This window comes from Escherichia sp. E4930 (genome assembly GCF_005845405.1).
In the GTDB taxonomy this organism is placed as follows: Bacteria; Pseudomonadota; Gammaproteobacteria; order Enterobacterales; family Enterobacteriaceae; genus Escherichia.
The window spans coordinates 1-16,969 of sequence record NZ_VCDZ01000032.1 but is presented as its reverse complement, the minus strand read 5'-3'; the positions used below and the strand labels follow the sequence as shown (position 1 = coordinate 16,969).

The window sequence follows — 16,969 nt, the reverse complement described above, 5'->3', positions numbered from 1 at the left end:
ATAAAGGTTGTGCAAATGCGGATTAATCTGCTGAACTGTGCTTTCAGAGCTGGCCTGCTACGGGATACCAGGGATTACCGGCGAGGTAACGGGCTTCCGGATCGCGCACACCACGACGCTCGCGGGCGAAATCACTGAACGCCCATATCAACTCTTTGAGGATGTCTTCGCAGTCCGGTGAAAGACTGTCCAGCACCACATCCCGTGTTATCTGCTTCTGGTACGGTGCCGCTTCACCCGGTGACGCGAAACCCAGCACATTACTCCAGGCATCCAGTATCAACCGATCCAGTTCGGGGCCGTCGAAATACTCCTGTCTGACGCACAGCACCACGTGGTATTCCGGCTTTTCCGGATGACGGGTCAGGAGCCAGCAGAGGTCACGCCCGGGCGTTGCATTCATCAGCGCACTGACAGTTTCGATAAAGTCCATACCAAACCAGGTCTTTCTGCTGCTGAAGGTAGTGTCATATTCACATGGCAGACGAAGCAGGATCCGCCGTACCCGGGAGCCGGACTGCTCACGCAGCGCACGCTCAAGAACGCCGATGACTTTACTCTGATAAGATGGCCAGAAGGGGGCAAGGCTATCGTCGAAATAAGGAATAGCATTCATAAGATATGCTCCGTTATGCGCAGCCCACAACGCGTCCTGCCCGTGAATGAGCTGACGTGTTATGGTTTGCGGATGGGGTTGATGGAATACGTGAAGAACCGAAACAGAACGGGAAGATCAGGTCACCGACAAGGGGCGAACACCGGATACAGGTTCAGGATGAATGATCTCCGTTGACTTCGGTTCACATCATTAATCAAGGCGGTAAGTTTTTACCGACGGAGTGTTTCCAGGAGCGGAGGCTCAGGCCTTAAGCTTCAGAAGTGAGGCTTACGAGGACGCCCTGCAGCAGGACGTTCAGGAACTTCATTGCAGCCGTAGGCACACAGCCCGTCTTTTTGTTCTTCTTTCGCCAGATAATGCAGGGCACCGCGAATATTATCGATGCTTTCAGGATCGTTGTGGCGCACAGGAATATTGATGTTGTATGTATAATGCGACTGATATGTACAGCGGTGTGCCGAACCGCTGTTATGCGTAATAGACCGCCAGCATTCCGTAATCCGCTCCGCAAAGGGATATATTTTTTTAACCCTTTGACGATCGATCCAGAAAACCGCATGCGCATGAAAACCATGATCAGCCGTCCATTCAATCACCCAGAAGAAGCCAACGATATTTTCAAATTGTTCCACCTGCTCCAGCAGCATACGCAACTGCAATTCAAGCCAGCGATGATCAGGTTGTAAGAAATCAGGCGTATCTTTCCTGTAGAAGAAATCCATGCGTAAGGCCCGCAGGCAGGAATAGCGTGCCATCATTTGATTGATGTGATTGTCAAGTAAAGCGGTAAAAAACCAGTTTGGTGTGTAAGATTTAGGCATGTTGATGACTCCTGAAAGTTAATGATGTTTTAAGCTCTGTGAGCGAATTAATGCTTTCGCTCATAATCAGATCTAAAACGGTAATAACTTACAGATAGTATTTATCAGGCATGCTGTAGCAGAATGGATACGACGGGTTATTAACGATACGCAGCATTATGCAGAAAGAAATGGATTATCTGATGGTGTTAACTAAAGAGATGAGATACACGAGGAGCGAATAAAATACAGAATCAATAAACATCACGAAATACTGCAAAACACGCGCTAAAACCCCACGTTCAGGAGATCAAGAAACATATTACGACTAATAACTTACTCTCAGTGGTTCTAAAAAACCGTGTATACGGCCAATACAATAGCTGTAACCCGATAAACTTATACGCACTCATTTAATCTGTTAAAACAACTCATGTTCAAGATATGAACATTAACGGGTACACGATAGCATAAGACAACATACCATGGATGGATAATTTTCACCCAGTATCTTAAACAATACAACCAGCAACAAATATAATCAGAAATTCACTCTGTTAATTCTGTTGTTTATCCAGCTCTGTTAATCGTTACAGAATCATGGATACCTTATCAAAGAGTAAGCATTCGGTTAATCAGTGATAACAGAATTATTGTTTCCAACCAGAATAGTTAAAACACTTCAGGTCAACAACAATCATCGTCAAGCAAATACAGTTCATTATAGATAAGATTAAAATCAATTACTGTTTCACTAAAGATGAAAACAGATAGATATCAGCAATAGCGTAGTAGAGAATAACTTATCTGAATATCATATGAGTTAAAGTAAATATGATTGAAGGATGGAGTGAATACGATAACAAGAGTAGTACTAATGGAATGTGTAAAGATTGAGAGTGAGTGAAGACAGGAAGTAAATAACAATAGAGATTATATCAAAAAGGGAGTGAGTATAATAATAGTAATAAACCTAAATTAAAATCATCCTTGTTTGATGAGTAAAAATGAGAAAAAATCCGTTCAGAATCTGCTCATGACAGAACCATTTCCTTACAGAAAAATAAGATAAACTCTTTCTTACTCAGACCTGAACAGCATCTTTTGTCAGCGACAGAAAGTATGAACTATCTTTAAGCCACATCATTCTCCCATAAAAAGAGAGTCGATGTGGCATAAAAAATCATTAATGCCCCTTAGCCAGTGCCCTTAGCCAGATATTGTTTCATTTCTTCTTCCGGCACCATTCCACCTCCCGTCGCCCACACCAGATGAGTGGCATTACGCAGTTGTTCTGCGCTGAAACCGTGCATCTGTTGGTAACTTACTGATGCACACATGCGCTGAGGTCCGGCCATACCCGCCAGTGCCGAAGGTTCAAGACAAATACCTTCTTCCTGCGCCAACAAGCCAAGCATATCATACATGGTTTGATCGCTAAGGGTATAGAAGCCATCCAGCAGACGCTCCATTGCCCGTCCGACAAAGCCTGATGCGCGACCAACTGCAAGGCCATCCGCTGCGGTAAGGTTGTCGATACCAATATCCTGGACAGAAATCTGATCGTGTAATCCAGTATGGACGCCTAACAGCATACAAGGGGAGTGCGTCGGTTCAGCAAAAAAGCAGTGAACATGATCGCCAAACGCCAGTTTAAGCCCGAATGCGACACCACCAGGACCACCACCAACGCCACACGGCAGATAGACAAACAGAGGGTTATCAGCATCGACGATACGGCCTTGCTGGGCAAATTGCGCTTTAAGACGCTGGCCTGCGACGGAATACCCAAGGAACAACGTGCGGGAATTCTCGTCATCAATAAAGAAACAGTTCGGGTCAGACTGCGCTGCTTTACGTCCTTCCTCGACGGCAACACCATAATCTTGCTCATATTCCACGACCGTAACGCCATGGCTGCGCAGTTTCGCTTTTTCCATGCCCGGGCATCAGCAGACATATGCACTGTCACCTTAAAGCCAATGCGGGCGCTCATTATGCCGATTGATAACCCCAGATTTCCGGTTGAGCCCACAGCAATGCTGTATTGACTAAAGAACTGTTTAAACTCCGGAGACAGCAGTTTGCTGTAGTCATCTTCAGGCGTCAGCAATCCCGCTTCCAGAGCCAGTTTTTCTGCATGTGCCAGGACCTCATAAATCCCGCCGCGTGCTTTTATGGAGCCGGAAATGGGCAAATGGCTGTCTTTTTTCAGTAACAGTTGCCCACTGATCGGTTGTTGATATTCCTTTTCCAGCCGTTTTTGCATAGCCGGAATGGCAACCAGTTTTGATTCAATAATTCCCCCAGTGGCAGCAGTTTCAGGAAATGCTTTTGCCAGATAGGGGGCAAAACGGGATAAGCGCGCATGGGCGTCCTGAACATCCTGTTCGGTCAGGCCAACATAAGGTAAACCTTCAGCCAGTGAGGTCGTGCCAGGATTAAACCAGGTGGTTTCTTTAAGAGCAACCAGATCCTTTACCAACGGATACCGGGCGATGAGCGAGTTCATTTTAGCGTTTTCCATAGTACGTCTCTTTGCGCTTAGATGATAAATGACAGCAGGAATGTGCCCGCCAGAGCGACGACTGAAGCGATAAATGTCGCTGTCGTATAGTATTTAAATGTTTCATTGAGCGTAGCGCCGCAATATTGCTTCACCAGCCAGAAAAGCGAGTCCGTAACGATCGTGCAGCCAATCGCACCTGAACCGATAGCAATCGCAATAATTTCCGGGCTGATGTCGGGATACAGCGGCAGCATGGGTGCAACAATCGCCGTTGCCCCCATCATTGCCACGGTAGCGGAGCCCACCGCAGCATGCAGAATAAGTGCCACCAACCAGGCCAGAAGAATCGGGTGCATATGCATATTGGAGAGAATAACTGCCAGCGTATCAGCGAGACTGCTGCTTTTTAAAATGGCGTTGAATGCGCCTCCGGCCCCGATAATCAGCAAAATATTAGCAATAGAACCGAAGCCATTTTCCGTGTGTGTGAGCATTGTCCCCATGCTCATATGCTGACGTATACCCAACACATAATAGGCGACAAACACGGCGATAAACATGGCAGTGACAGGGTTGCCAATAAACTCAAGCAAGCTATACAAACCACTATCACGCGCCATATTCAATTCGGCAATCGTTTTAACCAACATCAGCGCAATGGGTAGCAGTACGGTGAATAACGTTGCGCCTAATGACGGTAGTGTTTTTTCATCGCGAACTTTGAGATCGGCAAACTCTGTGGGTACAGGTTTAAAGGGCAGTCGTTGACCCAGAAATTTAAGGAAAAGTGGGCCACCGATCAGTGATGCCATCAGCCCAACCAGCAAACCGTAGACGATCACCGAACCGATATCTGCGCCAAGCTTATTGGCAACATATAAAGCAGCCGGATGTGGGGGAACCACGCAGTGCACTGCCATCAATGCGGTACACAGCGGAATGGCCAGCTTTAACAATGAGGTATTGGTTTTTTTGGCAATTGAAAAAGCCAGAGGAATCAATAGCACAACGCCCACTTCAACAAACAGCGTGATGCCGCAAATCAGGCCAACCAGTACCATAATGACATCAGCTGAAAGCCAGCGGCAACGCTGAAGTGTCAGACCAATTCTTTCTGCGGCCCCGGATACTTCCATCATTTTTCCCAGTATCGTGCCAAGGCCGATAACCGCAGCGAGGAACCCCAGCGTTCCGCCAATTCCACTTTCAATAGCATTTACCATATCCAGTGGCCCCATGCCCATCATCGTTCCCACGAAGAAGCTGGCCAGCAACAGCGCCAGAAACGGGTGGAATTTGAACTTCACGATGGTCAGTACAATTAACACAATGCTGATAAGCAGCGTGCTCACAACCCAGATTTGAGAGTGCATATCTCACCTTCCCCTGTGATTAACCTGATGATATTGGACAAAAAAACAACGCAGGCTGACAAACGATGAAATTTGCCTTTCACATGAGCTAAATTGCATCAAGGGAGTGATTTATATCTAAAAATGAAGGTGAATTGAGATATGATTCACTTTAGCTCACCTTACGGCTGAAATTTTGCCGCTATTTTTTACACTTAAGAGAAAAATGAGGTGATTATGGAGCCCCTTCGTGAAATAAGAAATCGACTGCTTAACGGCTGGCAACTATCAAAACTGCATACTTTTGAAGTGGCAGCCAGGCATCAATCCTTCGCCCTGGCGGCAGAGGAATTGTCGCTGAGCCCCAGTGCGGTAAGTCACCGTATCAATCAGCTGGAAGAAGAATTGGGTATTCAGTTGTTTGTTCGTTCCCATCGCAAAGTGGAATTAACGCCCGAGGGAAAACGCGTTTATTGGACGCTTAAATCGTCGCTGGATACCCTGAACCAGGAAATTCTTGATATCAAAAATCAGGAGTTATCGGGAACGTTAACTCTGTATTCCCGGCCCTCTATCGCCCAATGCTGGTTGGTGCCCGCATTAGGTGACTTTACACGCCGATATCCGTCTATTTCGCTCACCGTGCTCACTGGTAATGACAATGTCAATCTGCAACGTGCCGGAATCGATTTGGCGATCTACTTTGATGATGCGCCGTCAGCGCAACTGACTCATCACTTTCTGATGGATGAAGAAATCCTGCCAGTTTGTAGCCCGGAATACGCTCAAAGACATGCTTTAACCAACACTGTAATTAATCTTCGCCACTGTACGTTGCTCCATGACAGACAGGCATGGAGCAACGACTCCGGTACGGATGAATGGCATAGTTGGGCGCAACATTATGCGGTTAATTTGCCGACATCTTCTGGAATTGGCTTTGATCGCTCTGATTTAGCCGTTATCGCCGCGATGAATCATATTGGGGTGGCGATGGGAAGGAAACGTCTGGTACAAAAAAGGCTTGCCAGTGGTGAGCTCGTCGCGCCGTTTGGCGATATGACGGTGAAATGCCATCAGCATTATTACATCACCACATTACCGGGCAGGCAGTGGCCAAAAATTGAGGCATTTATTACCTGGTTAAGAGAACAGGTATGTCCGTCTTGTCAGTATCAGTGATACCGGGGATACCGACAATATGGAAGGGCTCATTGCCATGAAAACAACATTGGTGTCGGATGTACCGGGCCGTAGACATTGCGCTCCGTCATTTGTACGGCACAGCCCATCACAGTGATAAAGGTTCTCAGTATGTATCAGGGATCTACACACAGCAGCTTAAGGAGGCCGGATTGCAAGCATCAACAGGGCGTACAGGCGACTCGTATGGCAGCGCGATGGCGGAGAGCATCAATGATCTTTACAAAGCGGAATACACCATAAGAGCTGGAAAAATCGTGCAGAAGTGGAACTGGCCACACTAACGTGGGTGGACTGGTATAACAATCGACGTTTACTGGAAAGGCTGTGGCACATCCCTCCGGCAGAAGCGGAAAAGCTTATCATGCGAGCGGAAGCAAATGACAATACCATTGCATTACTTCAGGACGACTTTTTCAGAAAATGAGCTAAGGGCGTCAACCACGCCCTTACTGTGACATACACTCTGGCACCGGATGCCGTTTTACAGGGTTCACCTGCCATCCAGTAGACGCCCCGGTCCACGACTGCAACCATAATTACGTTGACCTGAACCGTCATGCTGCTTCGTCTCATACTTCACGAGATAACGGGCTCTCTCCATGGCTTTCTGCATCGCTTCCACATCACCACGCGTGACCCAGAGCACAGCGGATCCACCCGGCTTTTTGTCAGAATCCTTCCGGGTATCAGAACATCCACCCGACAAAGGCGTATCATCGGAAGAAGGGGGAGCATCAGATGATGTCGGTTTACGGAAAGGCGTCCGCCTGGAAAAATGAACCAGTCCATTACCCTGCCAGGGCTCAAGATGCAGAGCACTACACCATGCCAGCTTGATCAGCGTCGCCAGCGAAGAAGGAACGGTGAAATCCCCTGGCGAGCACCAGGTATCTTTGTTGAGCAGTAATATCACGTGATAATGTTTCCTGCCTTTTTCCTTGCCAAACTCCCGACACCAGAAATAACGCAGAGTGGTTGCACGCACACGCTTGTTGGCACGTCGTTTTTTCCGCTGGTAAGCCTGAATTTTTGCTTTCAGGGATTCGAAAAAACGAGAAATCACCGCTGAATCTAAATCGGTATCCATGATGGTGGCAGGCATATACTCAGGGAAACGTAAATCCACCCGGATTAACGAGACGGCACGGTGTTGTGCCAGGGCACTGTTGAGAATACTTTCAAAACGGGATAACCAGTAAGCATTGTGTATTGGTTGATTCATGATGAGAGATCTCCGTTGATTTGGATTGACTTCACATCATTAATCACCGCGGTAAAACTTTACGGCATCCCGCCATTGAGCAACGCCAATGGCTCCTGATTAAAACAGAATGAATCCCCCACGAAGAAAAGATAAACCTACACACAGGGTAAAACACACAACAACGGCATAAATGGTTTTTAAAAACGACATGGACGACGAAAAAAGTCAGAAAGGAAACGGATCCACAGAACGTGCAAACAAAACACCAAAAACGCAATCAGAACGCTTTCTGCTGCTGTGAATCAACAACAACACCAAAACCTACGGCTTAAACATCACTCAATCGCAGATGCGAAATGGCACGCTTAAAACCTGGTTACAGACAACCCCGCCCCAAGAACAAAAACCACCAACATCAGAATCGATTTTCTTATCCTGAAAACGTTACTTTTCACTACGCACCATAAAAACGATTAACCGCGATAACGTAAACCTCATCTGAATCAAAACACCAAAACCAATCATCACGCTTTTTCTGAAAAGAGCCTTATGATGAAGATAATCACCTTGCACTGAGAAAAAACACCAGGACCAGTTAATCACCTTATCAATCTCATCGTTACAAAATAATCCATAAAACCATTTAACAAAATCGTCGTAAGCACACCGTAAATCACGCCAGGTTATCTCAGTCGGATTTGCGTTTTTACATAAAGATACTTGTCTCAGGTTAACGACTAAAAACACGAAAACTCATAAAAGATTAAATGTAAGATCAGTAAAATCGAATAGCATATTGACTGCTTAAACAGGACAGGGAGTTTTGTAGTGACGTTAACTGATTTTAGCTATCGTAAAAACAGGACTAACAAATTTACTAAACTGGATGTGTATCAGACAAAACAATGTGTATAGCAATACTTAATGAAAACACTTGTAGAAGTGTTTATGAAAATACGTGTATGTCTGGTAAAAAACTTAATAAAAAATACGTGTATATAGTATCATACCGACATTCTCAACTCTTCCACACATCCATGCAGACCGAATATTGATTTCTCGCTTTTACGACCGGCATGACGTTTCCTGTTCTGAAAACAGAACCGATTTACTCTGGAATTATTTCCCTGACACCACGTTCAACATCGTAAAAAACATCCGTAGCAAAATGACTGTATCAGTTCAGCATCCGGATAACAACAATACCAATGACTTACGTACCCTTTCATAGCCCCGCATATAACACATTCTCATTTCATCTTTACCCTGTCATATAGAATTTCACAACCAGCATCAGAAAATTAAAACCACATACCAGATATAAAGACAAGAACCAACAAGATGACAAGTAAACACCTCCTCCGCTATACATTAATATCAGAGTAATGCTGGAATACACGATATAATCAACGCTTAATCCAGATGACTCTCTGTTCTTCTCCATATCAGTCTGTTTGCTTTATGACACCGTCACTGCCAGGTATTCTTATTCCATCCCCTGCTCACATACTGTCCACTCAGGTTTCTACTGAGCGATTCTTTATGCCAGAACGCCCCAGCAGGCTCATCTATAATCATTTGCAGATGGCGGAAACAGCAGACTTTTACCGCATAAACTAGATTTTTAACGACCAGAAAACCATCAAAAAACCTCATAATCCATTCAGTTTTACAAACTGAAAACCATGATATGACTACAAGAAAACTTTTTTCGTGACATGAAAACCATAAACTATGTACAATAAAAACGCAAGAAAACCACTACGTAGTTTATGATAAAAGGAAAAAACATGCCCCTTAATGTACGCTTTGATATAGAGAATTATTTAAAAGGAATTAATGATATTCGTGTTTGCAATTTCTTTTTGAGATGTCTATACATGAAAAATATGGCTATCAAAAACATTGACTATTATAACGACATTAGAAGTTGTAAGAGGGTAATAATTCAGGCCTTTGATAGCACAAATATCAGTGGACAGGACAAGGATAACCTGTGCAAGGAAATAGAAACTGCAATAGAAAAAGAAATTCTGCCATTAGATGAATTTGACTGGGTTAAAAATGATGAACGCGCAGCTTTTTGGATATGTGCTTATTTACTACATACTCCAATCATCTCCAACCAGATGATCACTGGCTCTGACAATATCTATTATCCTTCTATGTCGTCAGGAAAACTCCAACAATATCATAATGAATATATCTATCTTGGTTTTCATGATATTCCAGACACACATAATAAAAGATTTGAACGTATTATCCGTTTTTTTGATCACTTAAGTGACATTTTCCATACACCAGATAAAAATTATATAACTCTTTGTCCACTACTCAAGAAACAGATAATTATCAACTTCAAAAACAAGTGGAGGCTAATATATCAAAAACCTCTCCCTGTCAAATGGCTACCAGATCAGGAGGATGTTGTATCATGGGCGTGGGATTTTATAAAAAAATACTTTAGCAATCATCCCCTCACGATGTGGGGGCCTAATGCCACATACAATTTTGTTCAAAATACAACGCCTCTTAATCATGCAGAAAAACTACTGGCTGTACGTGCAACATTTGATCTTTGGGAAGGTGACGATGACAGCAAAAAACTACTTTTGATGAATCTTAATAAAGCGTGGAATCAGAAAAAGCTTCGTGAAACACGTGTTGATAAAAAAGCATTAAATACTTATTTGAAAATAAAGACAAAAATACAACTGGATGAGTTAGCTGAACATTACGATATGCGTATAAGTGATATACTGGAAAAATTAATCAGCCAGCATTACAGAGAATTGTTTCAGGAGAAATGATTTTGTTTCTGTGCGGTTCGTCAGGATTCATGATGGGCCGCTGACAAATTATTTTTATCTTTTTCATTCCCCCAATGATTAGTATTTCGACATATTCTTTTTGTTAGCTTATGCTGCAGCATTACTCCAGATTTTTTCACGCCCATATTACCTGAATGATAAGCCGGATTAGTGTGATCTGGTTCAGTGAAATCAACAGGATAACGGTATGTCATTCAGCCATTCTTCCCTCTCCGCGCAAGTGAAATCACATCTGACGTTTCTTCCTGAAGAAATTCGCCAGAAAATCCTTGAACATCTCCGCAGCGTTATTCATTACGAACCCGTGATTGGCATTATGGGTAAATCCGGCACCGGCAAAAGCAGCCTGTGTAATGCTATTTTTCAGTCCCGTATCTGTGCCACGCATCCCCTGAACGGCTGCACCCGTCAGGCTCATCGCCTTACCCTTCAGTTAGGTGAACGCAGAATGACGCTGGTCGATCTGCCCGGCATCGGTGAGACGCCGCAGCATGATCAGGAATACAGAACACTTTATCGTCAGTTACTGCCGGAGCTGGATCTGATTATCTGGATCCTGCGGGCTGATGAACGTGCGTATGCTGCCGATATTGCCATGCATCAGTTTTTACTGAATGAAGGCGCAGATCCCTCGCGTTTTCTGTTTGTTCTCAGCCATGCCGATCGCGTGTTTCCTGCTGAAGAATGGAACGACACAGAAAAATGCCCGTCCCGTCAGCAGGAACTCTCACTGGCAACAGTAACAGCCCGGGTGGCAACCCTGTTCCCTTCATCACTTCCGGTACTCCCCGTTGCCGCACCTGTCGGCTGGAATCTTCCGGCACTGGTGTCGCTGATGATCCACGCACTGCCACCACAGGCAACCAGCGCGGTTTATTCACATATCCGGGGGGAAAACCGCTCTGAACAGGCCCAGAAACACGCACAACAGACTTTTGGTGACGCCATCGGGAAAAGCTTTGACGCTGCCGTTGCCCGGTTCAGTTTTCCGGCCTGGATGTTACAGCTTCTGCGTAAAGCCCGGGACCGCATTATCCACCTGCTGGTCACACTGTGGGATCGTCTGTTCTGACACACTCACGCCGACAGGATGTGTCGCTGGATTAACAAGCATTCTTCTTTTTATGAAACCCTGCTTAAAAATCAGATAATTAAAGGAATATTTTTTCTGCTGCATTTTATTCCTGATTATTCGGATGCGACACATCCTTTCAACATCATGATGCATAATAACATCATGAAATAAAAGATGTTTTCTTACGGAGTGCACATCTATGTCTGATAATCGTTCCCGGCATGATCGCCTGGCGGTTCGCTTATCACTCATTATCAGCCGACTGATGGCCGGAGAATCTCTGTCACTAAAAACACTGTCAGATGAATTTGGTGTTACAGAACGTACCTTACAGCGCGATTTTCATCAGCGTCTGGTTCACCTGGACTTAGAGTACAGAAATGGCCGGTACAGTCTCAGACGGCAGAGCAACCCGGGCGCGATCCCTGAAATGCTTTCATTTATACAGAATACGGGGATCGCACGGATACTTCCGCTCCGGAACGGGCGACTGATAACCTGTCTTACCGACAACCAGGAGCCCTCTCCCTGCCTTATCTGGCTACCGGCGCCGGATATCACTGCAACACTCCCCGAGTGTTTCTCGCAACTCATCCTGGCAATAAGACAGTGCATCCACATCTCGCTGGTGACTGAGCAATGGTATCCGTCACTGGAACCCTGCCGGCTCATTTATTACAGCGGAAGCTGGTATCTGATCGCGTTACAGATGGGAAAACTGCGGGTCTTTCCCCTGGCAGACATCAAATCGGTCAGCCTGACATCAGAACGGTTTGAACGGAGAGACCACATCCACAGCCTGGTCGCTGAAGAGCGTTTTATCTCCGCTCTGCCACATTTCCCTTTTATCCATAAACTTATCAACACCTTTAACCTGTGATCGCCGGCCTGCCAAAGCCGTTCCGACAGGTATGGAGACAATATGCTGAACAAAAAACTGAACATGCGGGTATTACGTCATTCCCTGATGATAGCTTCGGCAATATCCGTTCTTACCGGTTGCGACTATTTTACCGACAACTGGGAAATCAGAAACGGCGCATGCCAGGCCATCAGTAGTGAAGGAAATGAAACAGCCCTCATTTCTGATGAAGGTATGGTCTTTATGAGCATGGACAAGGGATGTCCGGATAATCTCGATTTTCTGGGAACCCGCTTTATCACTACCAGAATCAACGACCAGACCTGGAAATCTCTCATGGTATGTAACAGCGCCACGGGATTTCGCAGAATGGTGACGCTGGGGGATACCCCCCGTGCAGCGCCGGATATGGCAGCCCGTGCCATACCGGCTTTCACACACTTCATGGGAGCAACCGTTACCATTGAAGGGAAAACGGCCACTTTCCGTAAAGGTAACTTCACCGAAGCCTGTAAGACATTTATTCCGAAATCACTCAGCCACACGGATGCCCGGAAGAACAAAAAGATGACACTGGACGAGTTTCTGTATTCCGGAGACAGGCAACCGCACTCCCCTGAAACAGAAATCACCAGTCTGCAGGAGCGGATGATGACAGAATCCGGGTATGAAAAAGTGAATGGAGAATGGCGTAAGAAATCACGGATGCCTACAGGCGGCTACACCAACGAACAGGCAGGCTATTCATCAACGACAAAGCGTTTTAATGACGCCGATAACAATCCACCGGATACACATATTCAGACACCGGCTTACGATGCCACCGTCACTTCTCCCGGGAAAACCGATACCGGGTCCGGGAAGCAAAATCCCCCTGAACCGGAAAAAGCCAGGCCAGCAGCACCTGATTCGCAATCTGCGATCCCGGCGACAGCACTGGCAGACTGTACGCTCACAAACGGTAAGGCTCTGTCTGCTCTTGCACAGGATGGTTTTCCCTATACCTACCACCTTCTCAAAAAAGACGGCACGCTGGAGCTGGAATTAAAAGAAGGCATGTTTGGCGTCAGTGCCTTTCATTACTGGCGCGATCTTAACCGGGGTAAAGGAAAACTGAAATATCTGCGTTTTCATAAAGGTTCATACGACTATGTGGTTGTGCAGCGCTACGACGGAGAAACACCGGCATTTGATGGCATTCTCGTGTTTAACCAGGGAACCCGGATTGCCACCCTGAACTGCAGAAATACTTTCTCTGAATTGTTCACCATTGAGCAGTTCCCTGACAACAGCCACAAAGACAACGAGGATATGGCTGATTTTATTGAAGGTTACACTGTGAGAGGAGAAGCAGTCCGCTAAAAACAACACAATATTTTATTTCTGAAAATTCCACATACGTAATTAATGATAAGGAAACCGTGATGAATGATTCCACTATTTCATCGTTAAAAGAAAAACTGAATACATCCACATGGCATCTGGTATTACTGGGAGCCGCCACATATGGTGTTTATCCACTGATGTGGCTGTATAAATATCAGGACACCATCATGGATGAAACCCGTCAGCGATTCTCCTCTTCTGCAATGATTATCTGGATGGCAGTATGCCTGGGAATATCCGCCATGCTGAAAATGGCTTTTCCGGTTCAGATCGACGAATACGGTGACGTCTATGGTTACAGTCGCGGTGCTGAAACCATGTACGGTATTGCCACGCTGGTCTCACTGGTCTGGATTATCCTCACCATCATCTGGGCTTTCAGAGCCAGAGCGGCTCTGCAACAATATGCACTGACACAGTTCCGCTTTGAATTAAAAATGAACCCGGTATGGACATTTTTATTTCACATTTTCTACATCAATTATTGTATTAATGCCATGCCGGAATCGCTGGCAAAACACCGGATAATTTATGGTGAACCTGACTCCCGCCCCCGGGATAACTCACCTCAGTAATATATCCTTTGCATTTATTTCATTACTGGCGCCACCGACTGGTGGCGTTTTCTCTGATTTCTTCTGCAGAGCATATGTTCTGTTTAATATCCGAAGGCCCTTTCTCTCAAGAGCAGGCGGTTGCCATCACAACAGCTTATCGCAATGTGTTTATCGAAAATGACCAGGGAACGCATTTCCGGCTGGTTATCCACAATGCTGAATGTCAGCTACGCTGGTGCTGCCGGAATTCTGAACCCGATGCCGGAAAACAGCTTAATGCGGGGCTCGCCAGTGAAGGGCTTCTCAGACAATAAACCTCATTAATTTCGTCCATCAGGCCGCGTCTTCTCCGGGAGACGTGGCTTTTTCATTTATTACACCAGTAAATCTTAACCACCAATAAGGAGCAAATCATGCGATTAGCAAGTCGTTTTGGTTATGCGAACCAGATACGCCGTGACCGCCCCTTAACTCGCGAAGAACTGATGCAGGTCGTCCCCAGCGTATTCGGGGAAGATAAGCACACATCCAGAAGCGAGAACTATACCTGGATCCCCACCATCACCGTGCTGGAAAGCCTGCAGCGGGAAGGCTTTCAGCCCTTCTTTGCCTGCCAGACCCGCGTACGTGACCCGGGCCGCCGGGGGTATACCAAACACATGCTGCGTCTGCGCCGTGACGGGGAGATAAACGGACAACATGTCCCTGAAATCATCCTGCTGAACTCCCATGACGGTACCTCCAGCTACCAGATGCTGCCGGGTTACTTCAGGTTCGTCTGCCAGAACGGCTGCGTCTGTGGTCAGGCTCTGGGGGAAGTGCGTGTTCCACACCGGGGAAATGTGGTGGACAGAGTCATTGAAGGGGCTTACGAGGTGGTGGGCGTGTTTGACCGGATTGAGGAAAAGCGTGATGCCATGCAGTCTCTGGTTCTGCCGCTACCGGCACGTCAGGCGCTGGCACAGGCGGCACTGACTTACCGTTATGGTGATGAACATCAGCCGGTCACCACCGCCGACATCCTGACGCCACGACGCCGGGAGGATTACGGTAAGGACCTGTGGAGTGCTTATCAGACCATCCAGGAGAATATGCTGAAAGGCGGGATTTCCGGTCGCAGTGCCAGAGGAAAACGTATCCACACCCGTGCCATTCACAGCATCGACACGGACATTAAGCTCAATCGCGCATTGTGGGTGATGGCAGAAACGCTGCTGGAGAGCATGCGCTGATGCTGTTTCCCTGAAAGTGCAGCCCTGACTCACGTCTGTCCCTTTCCCCGGGCATTCTTCCATTCATTTACTTTTTAGAAGGAATAATCTCATGACAACCTTTTCGCATAACTCCATCACACCTTCTGTTTCCGTAACCGCTGCATCAGGGAATAACCATCCTCAGCTGGTTGCCAGCCTCGTCCCTGATGAACAACGTATCAGCTTCTGGCCGCAGCATTTTGGCCTCATTCCACAGTGGGTGACCCTGGAGCCCCGTATCTTCGGCTGGATGGACCGTCTGTGTGAAGACTACTGCGGTGGTATCTGGAATCTGTACACCCTGAACAACGGTGGCGCATTTATAGCACCTGAACCGGATGAAGATGATGGAGAAACCTGGATACTGTTCAATGCCATGAACGGTAACCGCGCTGAAATGAGCCCGGAAGCTGCCGGCATTGCCGCCTGTCTGATGGCGTACAGTCATCACGCCTGTCGTACAGAGAATTATGCCATGACGGTCCATTATTATCGGTTGCGGGATTACGCCCTGCAGCATCCGGAATGCAGCGCCATTATGCGCATCATCGACTGAATGGAGAGAAGCATAATGCAACAGCTTTCCTTTCTGCCCGGAGCGATGACGCCCGGCGAGCGCAGCCTCATTCAGCGGGCCCTGAAAACCCTGGACCGCCATCTTCATGAACCCGGCGTGGCCTTCACCTCCACGCATGCGGCACGGGAGTGGCTGATTCTGAACATGGCGGGACTGGAGCGGGAAGAGTTCCGGGTGCTGTATCTGAACAACCAGAATCAGTTGATTGCCGGTGAAACCCTCTTCACCGGCACCATCAACCGCACGGAAGTTCATCCCCGGGAGGTAATTAAACGTGCCCTGTACCACAATGCCGCTGCCGTGGTGCTGGCGCACAATCACCCGTCAGGTGAAGTCCCCCCCAGTAAGGCTGACCGCCTTATTACGGAACGTCTGGTACAGGCACTGGCCCTGGTGGATATCCGGGTGCCGGACCATCTGATAATCGGTGGCAGCCAGGTTTTCTCCTTTGCTGAACACGGTCTGCTTTAACCCGTCACCATCACAACCACATCACACTTGTTTTCACTTTTATCTTCTGTCTTCAGAGGTATCCCATCATGAAAATTATCACCCGTGGTGAAGCCATGCGTATTCACCAACAGAATCCTGCATCCCGTCTTTTTCCGTTCTGTACCGGTAAGTACCGCTGGCACGGCAGTGCTGAAACGTATACCGGTCGTGAAGTGCAGGATATTCCCGGTGTGCTGGCCGTGTTTGCTGAACGCCGTAAGGACAGTTTTGGCCCGTATGTCCGGT

At 46.8% G+C, this 16,969-nt stretch carries 16 protein-coding genes and 2 pseudogenes; 12 read left to right on the top strand and 6 right to left on the bottom strand.

Annotated elements, in window-relative coordinates:
- Window positions 1-43: 43 nt before the first annotated feature.
- The 4 genes and pseudogenes from FFT88_RS23130 to dsdX form a co-directional block, all read right to left on the bottom strand.
- A complete protein-coding gene (locus FFT88_RS23130) occupies window positions 44-616 on the bottom strand; it encodes a hypothetical protein (protein ID WP_135403747.1) in 573 nt (190 codons plus the stop codon).
- Window positions 617-873: 257 nt separating this feature from the next.
- A complete protein-coding gene (locus FFT88_RS23125; protein WP_001126808.1) occupies window positions 874-1,440 on the bottom strand; it encodes an inovirus-type Gp2 protein in 567 nt (188 codons plus the stop codon).
- A gap of 1,175 nt (window positions 1,441-2,615) precedes the next feature.
- Window positions 2,616-3,946: pseudogene (dsdA, locus tag FFT88_RS23120) on the bottom strand (D-serine ammonia-lyase).
- 17 nt (window positions 3,947-3,963) lie between these two features.
- Window positions 3,964-5,301, bottom strand: a complete 1,338-nt coding sequence (gene dsdX / locus FFT88_RS23115) for a D-serine transporter DsdX (protein WP_135403746.1) — start codon at window positions 5,299-5,301, stop codon at window positions 3,964-3,966.
- Between the two features lie 216 nt (window positions 5,302-5,517).
- Here dsdX and dsdC point away from each other — a divergent pair, with 216 nt between their 5' ends.
- Window positions 5,518-6,462: a DNA-binding transcriptional regulator DsdC gene (dsdC, locus tag FFT88_RS23110; RefSeq protein ID WP_105288942.1), complete on the top strand. Its 945-nt coding sequence runs from the start codon at window positions 5,518-5,520 to the stop codon at window positions 6,460-6,462.
- A gap of 107 nt (window positions 6,463-6,569) precedes the next feature.
- Window positions 6,570-6,910 (top strand): annotated as a pseudogene (locus FFT88_RS23105) (integrase core domain-containing protein); the annotation flags it as partial.
- A 66-nt stretch (window positions 6,911-6,976) separates the two neighbouring features.
- On the opposite strand, the gene FFT88_RS23100 reads toward FFT88_RS23105, so the two are convergent.
- Window positions 6,977-7,708: an inovirus Gp2 family protein gene (locus FFT88_RS23100; protein ID WP_105288943.1), complete on the bottom strand. Its 732-nt coding sequence runs from the start codon at window positions 7,706-7,708 to the stop codon at window positions 6,977-6,979.
- A gap of 1,772 nt (window positions 7,709-9,480) precedes the next feature.
- On the opposite strand from FFT88_RS23100, the gene FFT88_RS23085 reads away from it, so the two are divergent.
- On the top strand, window positions 9,481-10,500 hold the full coding sequence (locus FFT88_RS23085; RefSeq protein WP_135403744.1) for a hypothetical protein: 1,020 nt from the start codon (window positions 9,481-9,483) through the stop codon (window positions 10,498-10,500).
- A 20-nt stretch (window positions 10,501-10,520) separates the two neighbouring features.
- On the opposite strand, the gene FFT88_RS23080 is transcribed toward FFT88_RS23085, so the two are convergent.
- Entirely contained in the window at window positions 10,521-10,715 is a 195-nt protein-coding gene (locus FFT88_RS23080; protein WP_105462326.1) for a hypothetical protein, read from the bottom strand.
- Here FFT88_RS23080 and FFT88_RS23075 point away from each other — a divergent pair.
- The 9 genes from FFT88_RS23075 to FFT88_RS23025 all read left to right on the top strand — a co-directional run.
- Complete coding sequence (locus FFT88_RS23075) at window positions 10,709-11,593, top strand: YfjP family GTPase (RefSeq protein WP_135403743.1); 885 nt, start codon at window positions 10,709-10,711, stop codon at window positions 11,591-11,593. The two genes, FFT88_RS23080 and FFT88_RS23075, sit on opposite strands and share 7 nt — an antisense overlap.
- 202 nt (window positions 11,594-11,795) lie before the next feature.
- The gene (locus tag FFT88_RS23070) at window positions 11,796-12,476 is read left to right on the top strand and encodes a WYL domain-containing protein (protein WP_135403742.1); all 681 of its coding nucleotides are present in this window, start codon (window positions 11,796-11,798) and stop codon (window positions 12,474-12,476) included.
- A gap of 42 nt (window positions 12,477-12,518) precedes the next feature.
- Window positions 12,519-13,820 (top strand): hypothetical protein, encoded by a 1,302-nt coding sequence (locus FFT88_RS23060; protein ID WP_167851590.1) that lies wholly within the window; start codon window positions 12,519-12,521, stop codon window positions 13,818-13,820.
- Between the two features lie 62 nt (window positions 13,821-13,882).
- Complete coding sequence (locus FFT88_RS23055) at window positions 13,883-14,419, top strand: DUF4234 domain-containing protein (protein WP_001000101.1); 537 nt, start codon at window positions 13,883-13,885, stop codon at window positions 14,417-14,419.
- A gap of 74 nt (window positions 14,420-14,493) precedes the next feature.
- Window positions 14,494-14,715, top strand: coding sequence for a DUF905 family protein (locus FFT88_RS23050; RefSeq protein ID WP_135403761.1), 222 nt, complete (start codon window positions 14,494-14,496; stop codon window positions 14,713-14,715).
- Between the two features lie 99 nt (window positions 14,716-14,814).
- Window positions 14,815-15,633 (top strand): DUF932 domain-containing protein, encoded by an 819-nt coding sequence (locus FFT88_RS23040; RefSeq protein WP_135403740.1) that lies wholly within the window; start codon window positions 14,815-14,817, stop codon window positions 15,631-15,633.
- A 91-nt stretch (window positions 15,634-15,724) separates the two neighbouring features.
- Window positions 15,725-16,210: an antirestriction protein gene (locus FFT88_RS23035; protein ID WP_135403739.1), complete on the top strand. Its 486-nt coding sequence runs from the start codon at window positions 15,725-15,727 to the stop codon at window positions 16,208-16,210.
- A 15-nt stretch (window positions 16,211-16,225) separates the two neighbouring features.
- Window positions 16,226-16,702 carry a RadC family protein gene (locus tag FFT88_RS23030; protein WP_135403760.1) on the top strand — a complete coding sequence of 159 codons (477 nt, stop codon included), beginning with the start codon at window positions 16,226-16,228 and terminating at the stop codon, window positions 16,700-16,702.
- Between the two features lie 68 nt (window positions 16,703-16,770).
- The coding region (locus tag FFT88_RS23025) for a DUF987 domain-containing protein (protein WP_135403738.1) at window positions 16,771-16,969 on the top strand (199 nt) is incomplete at its 3' end.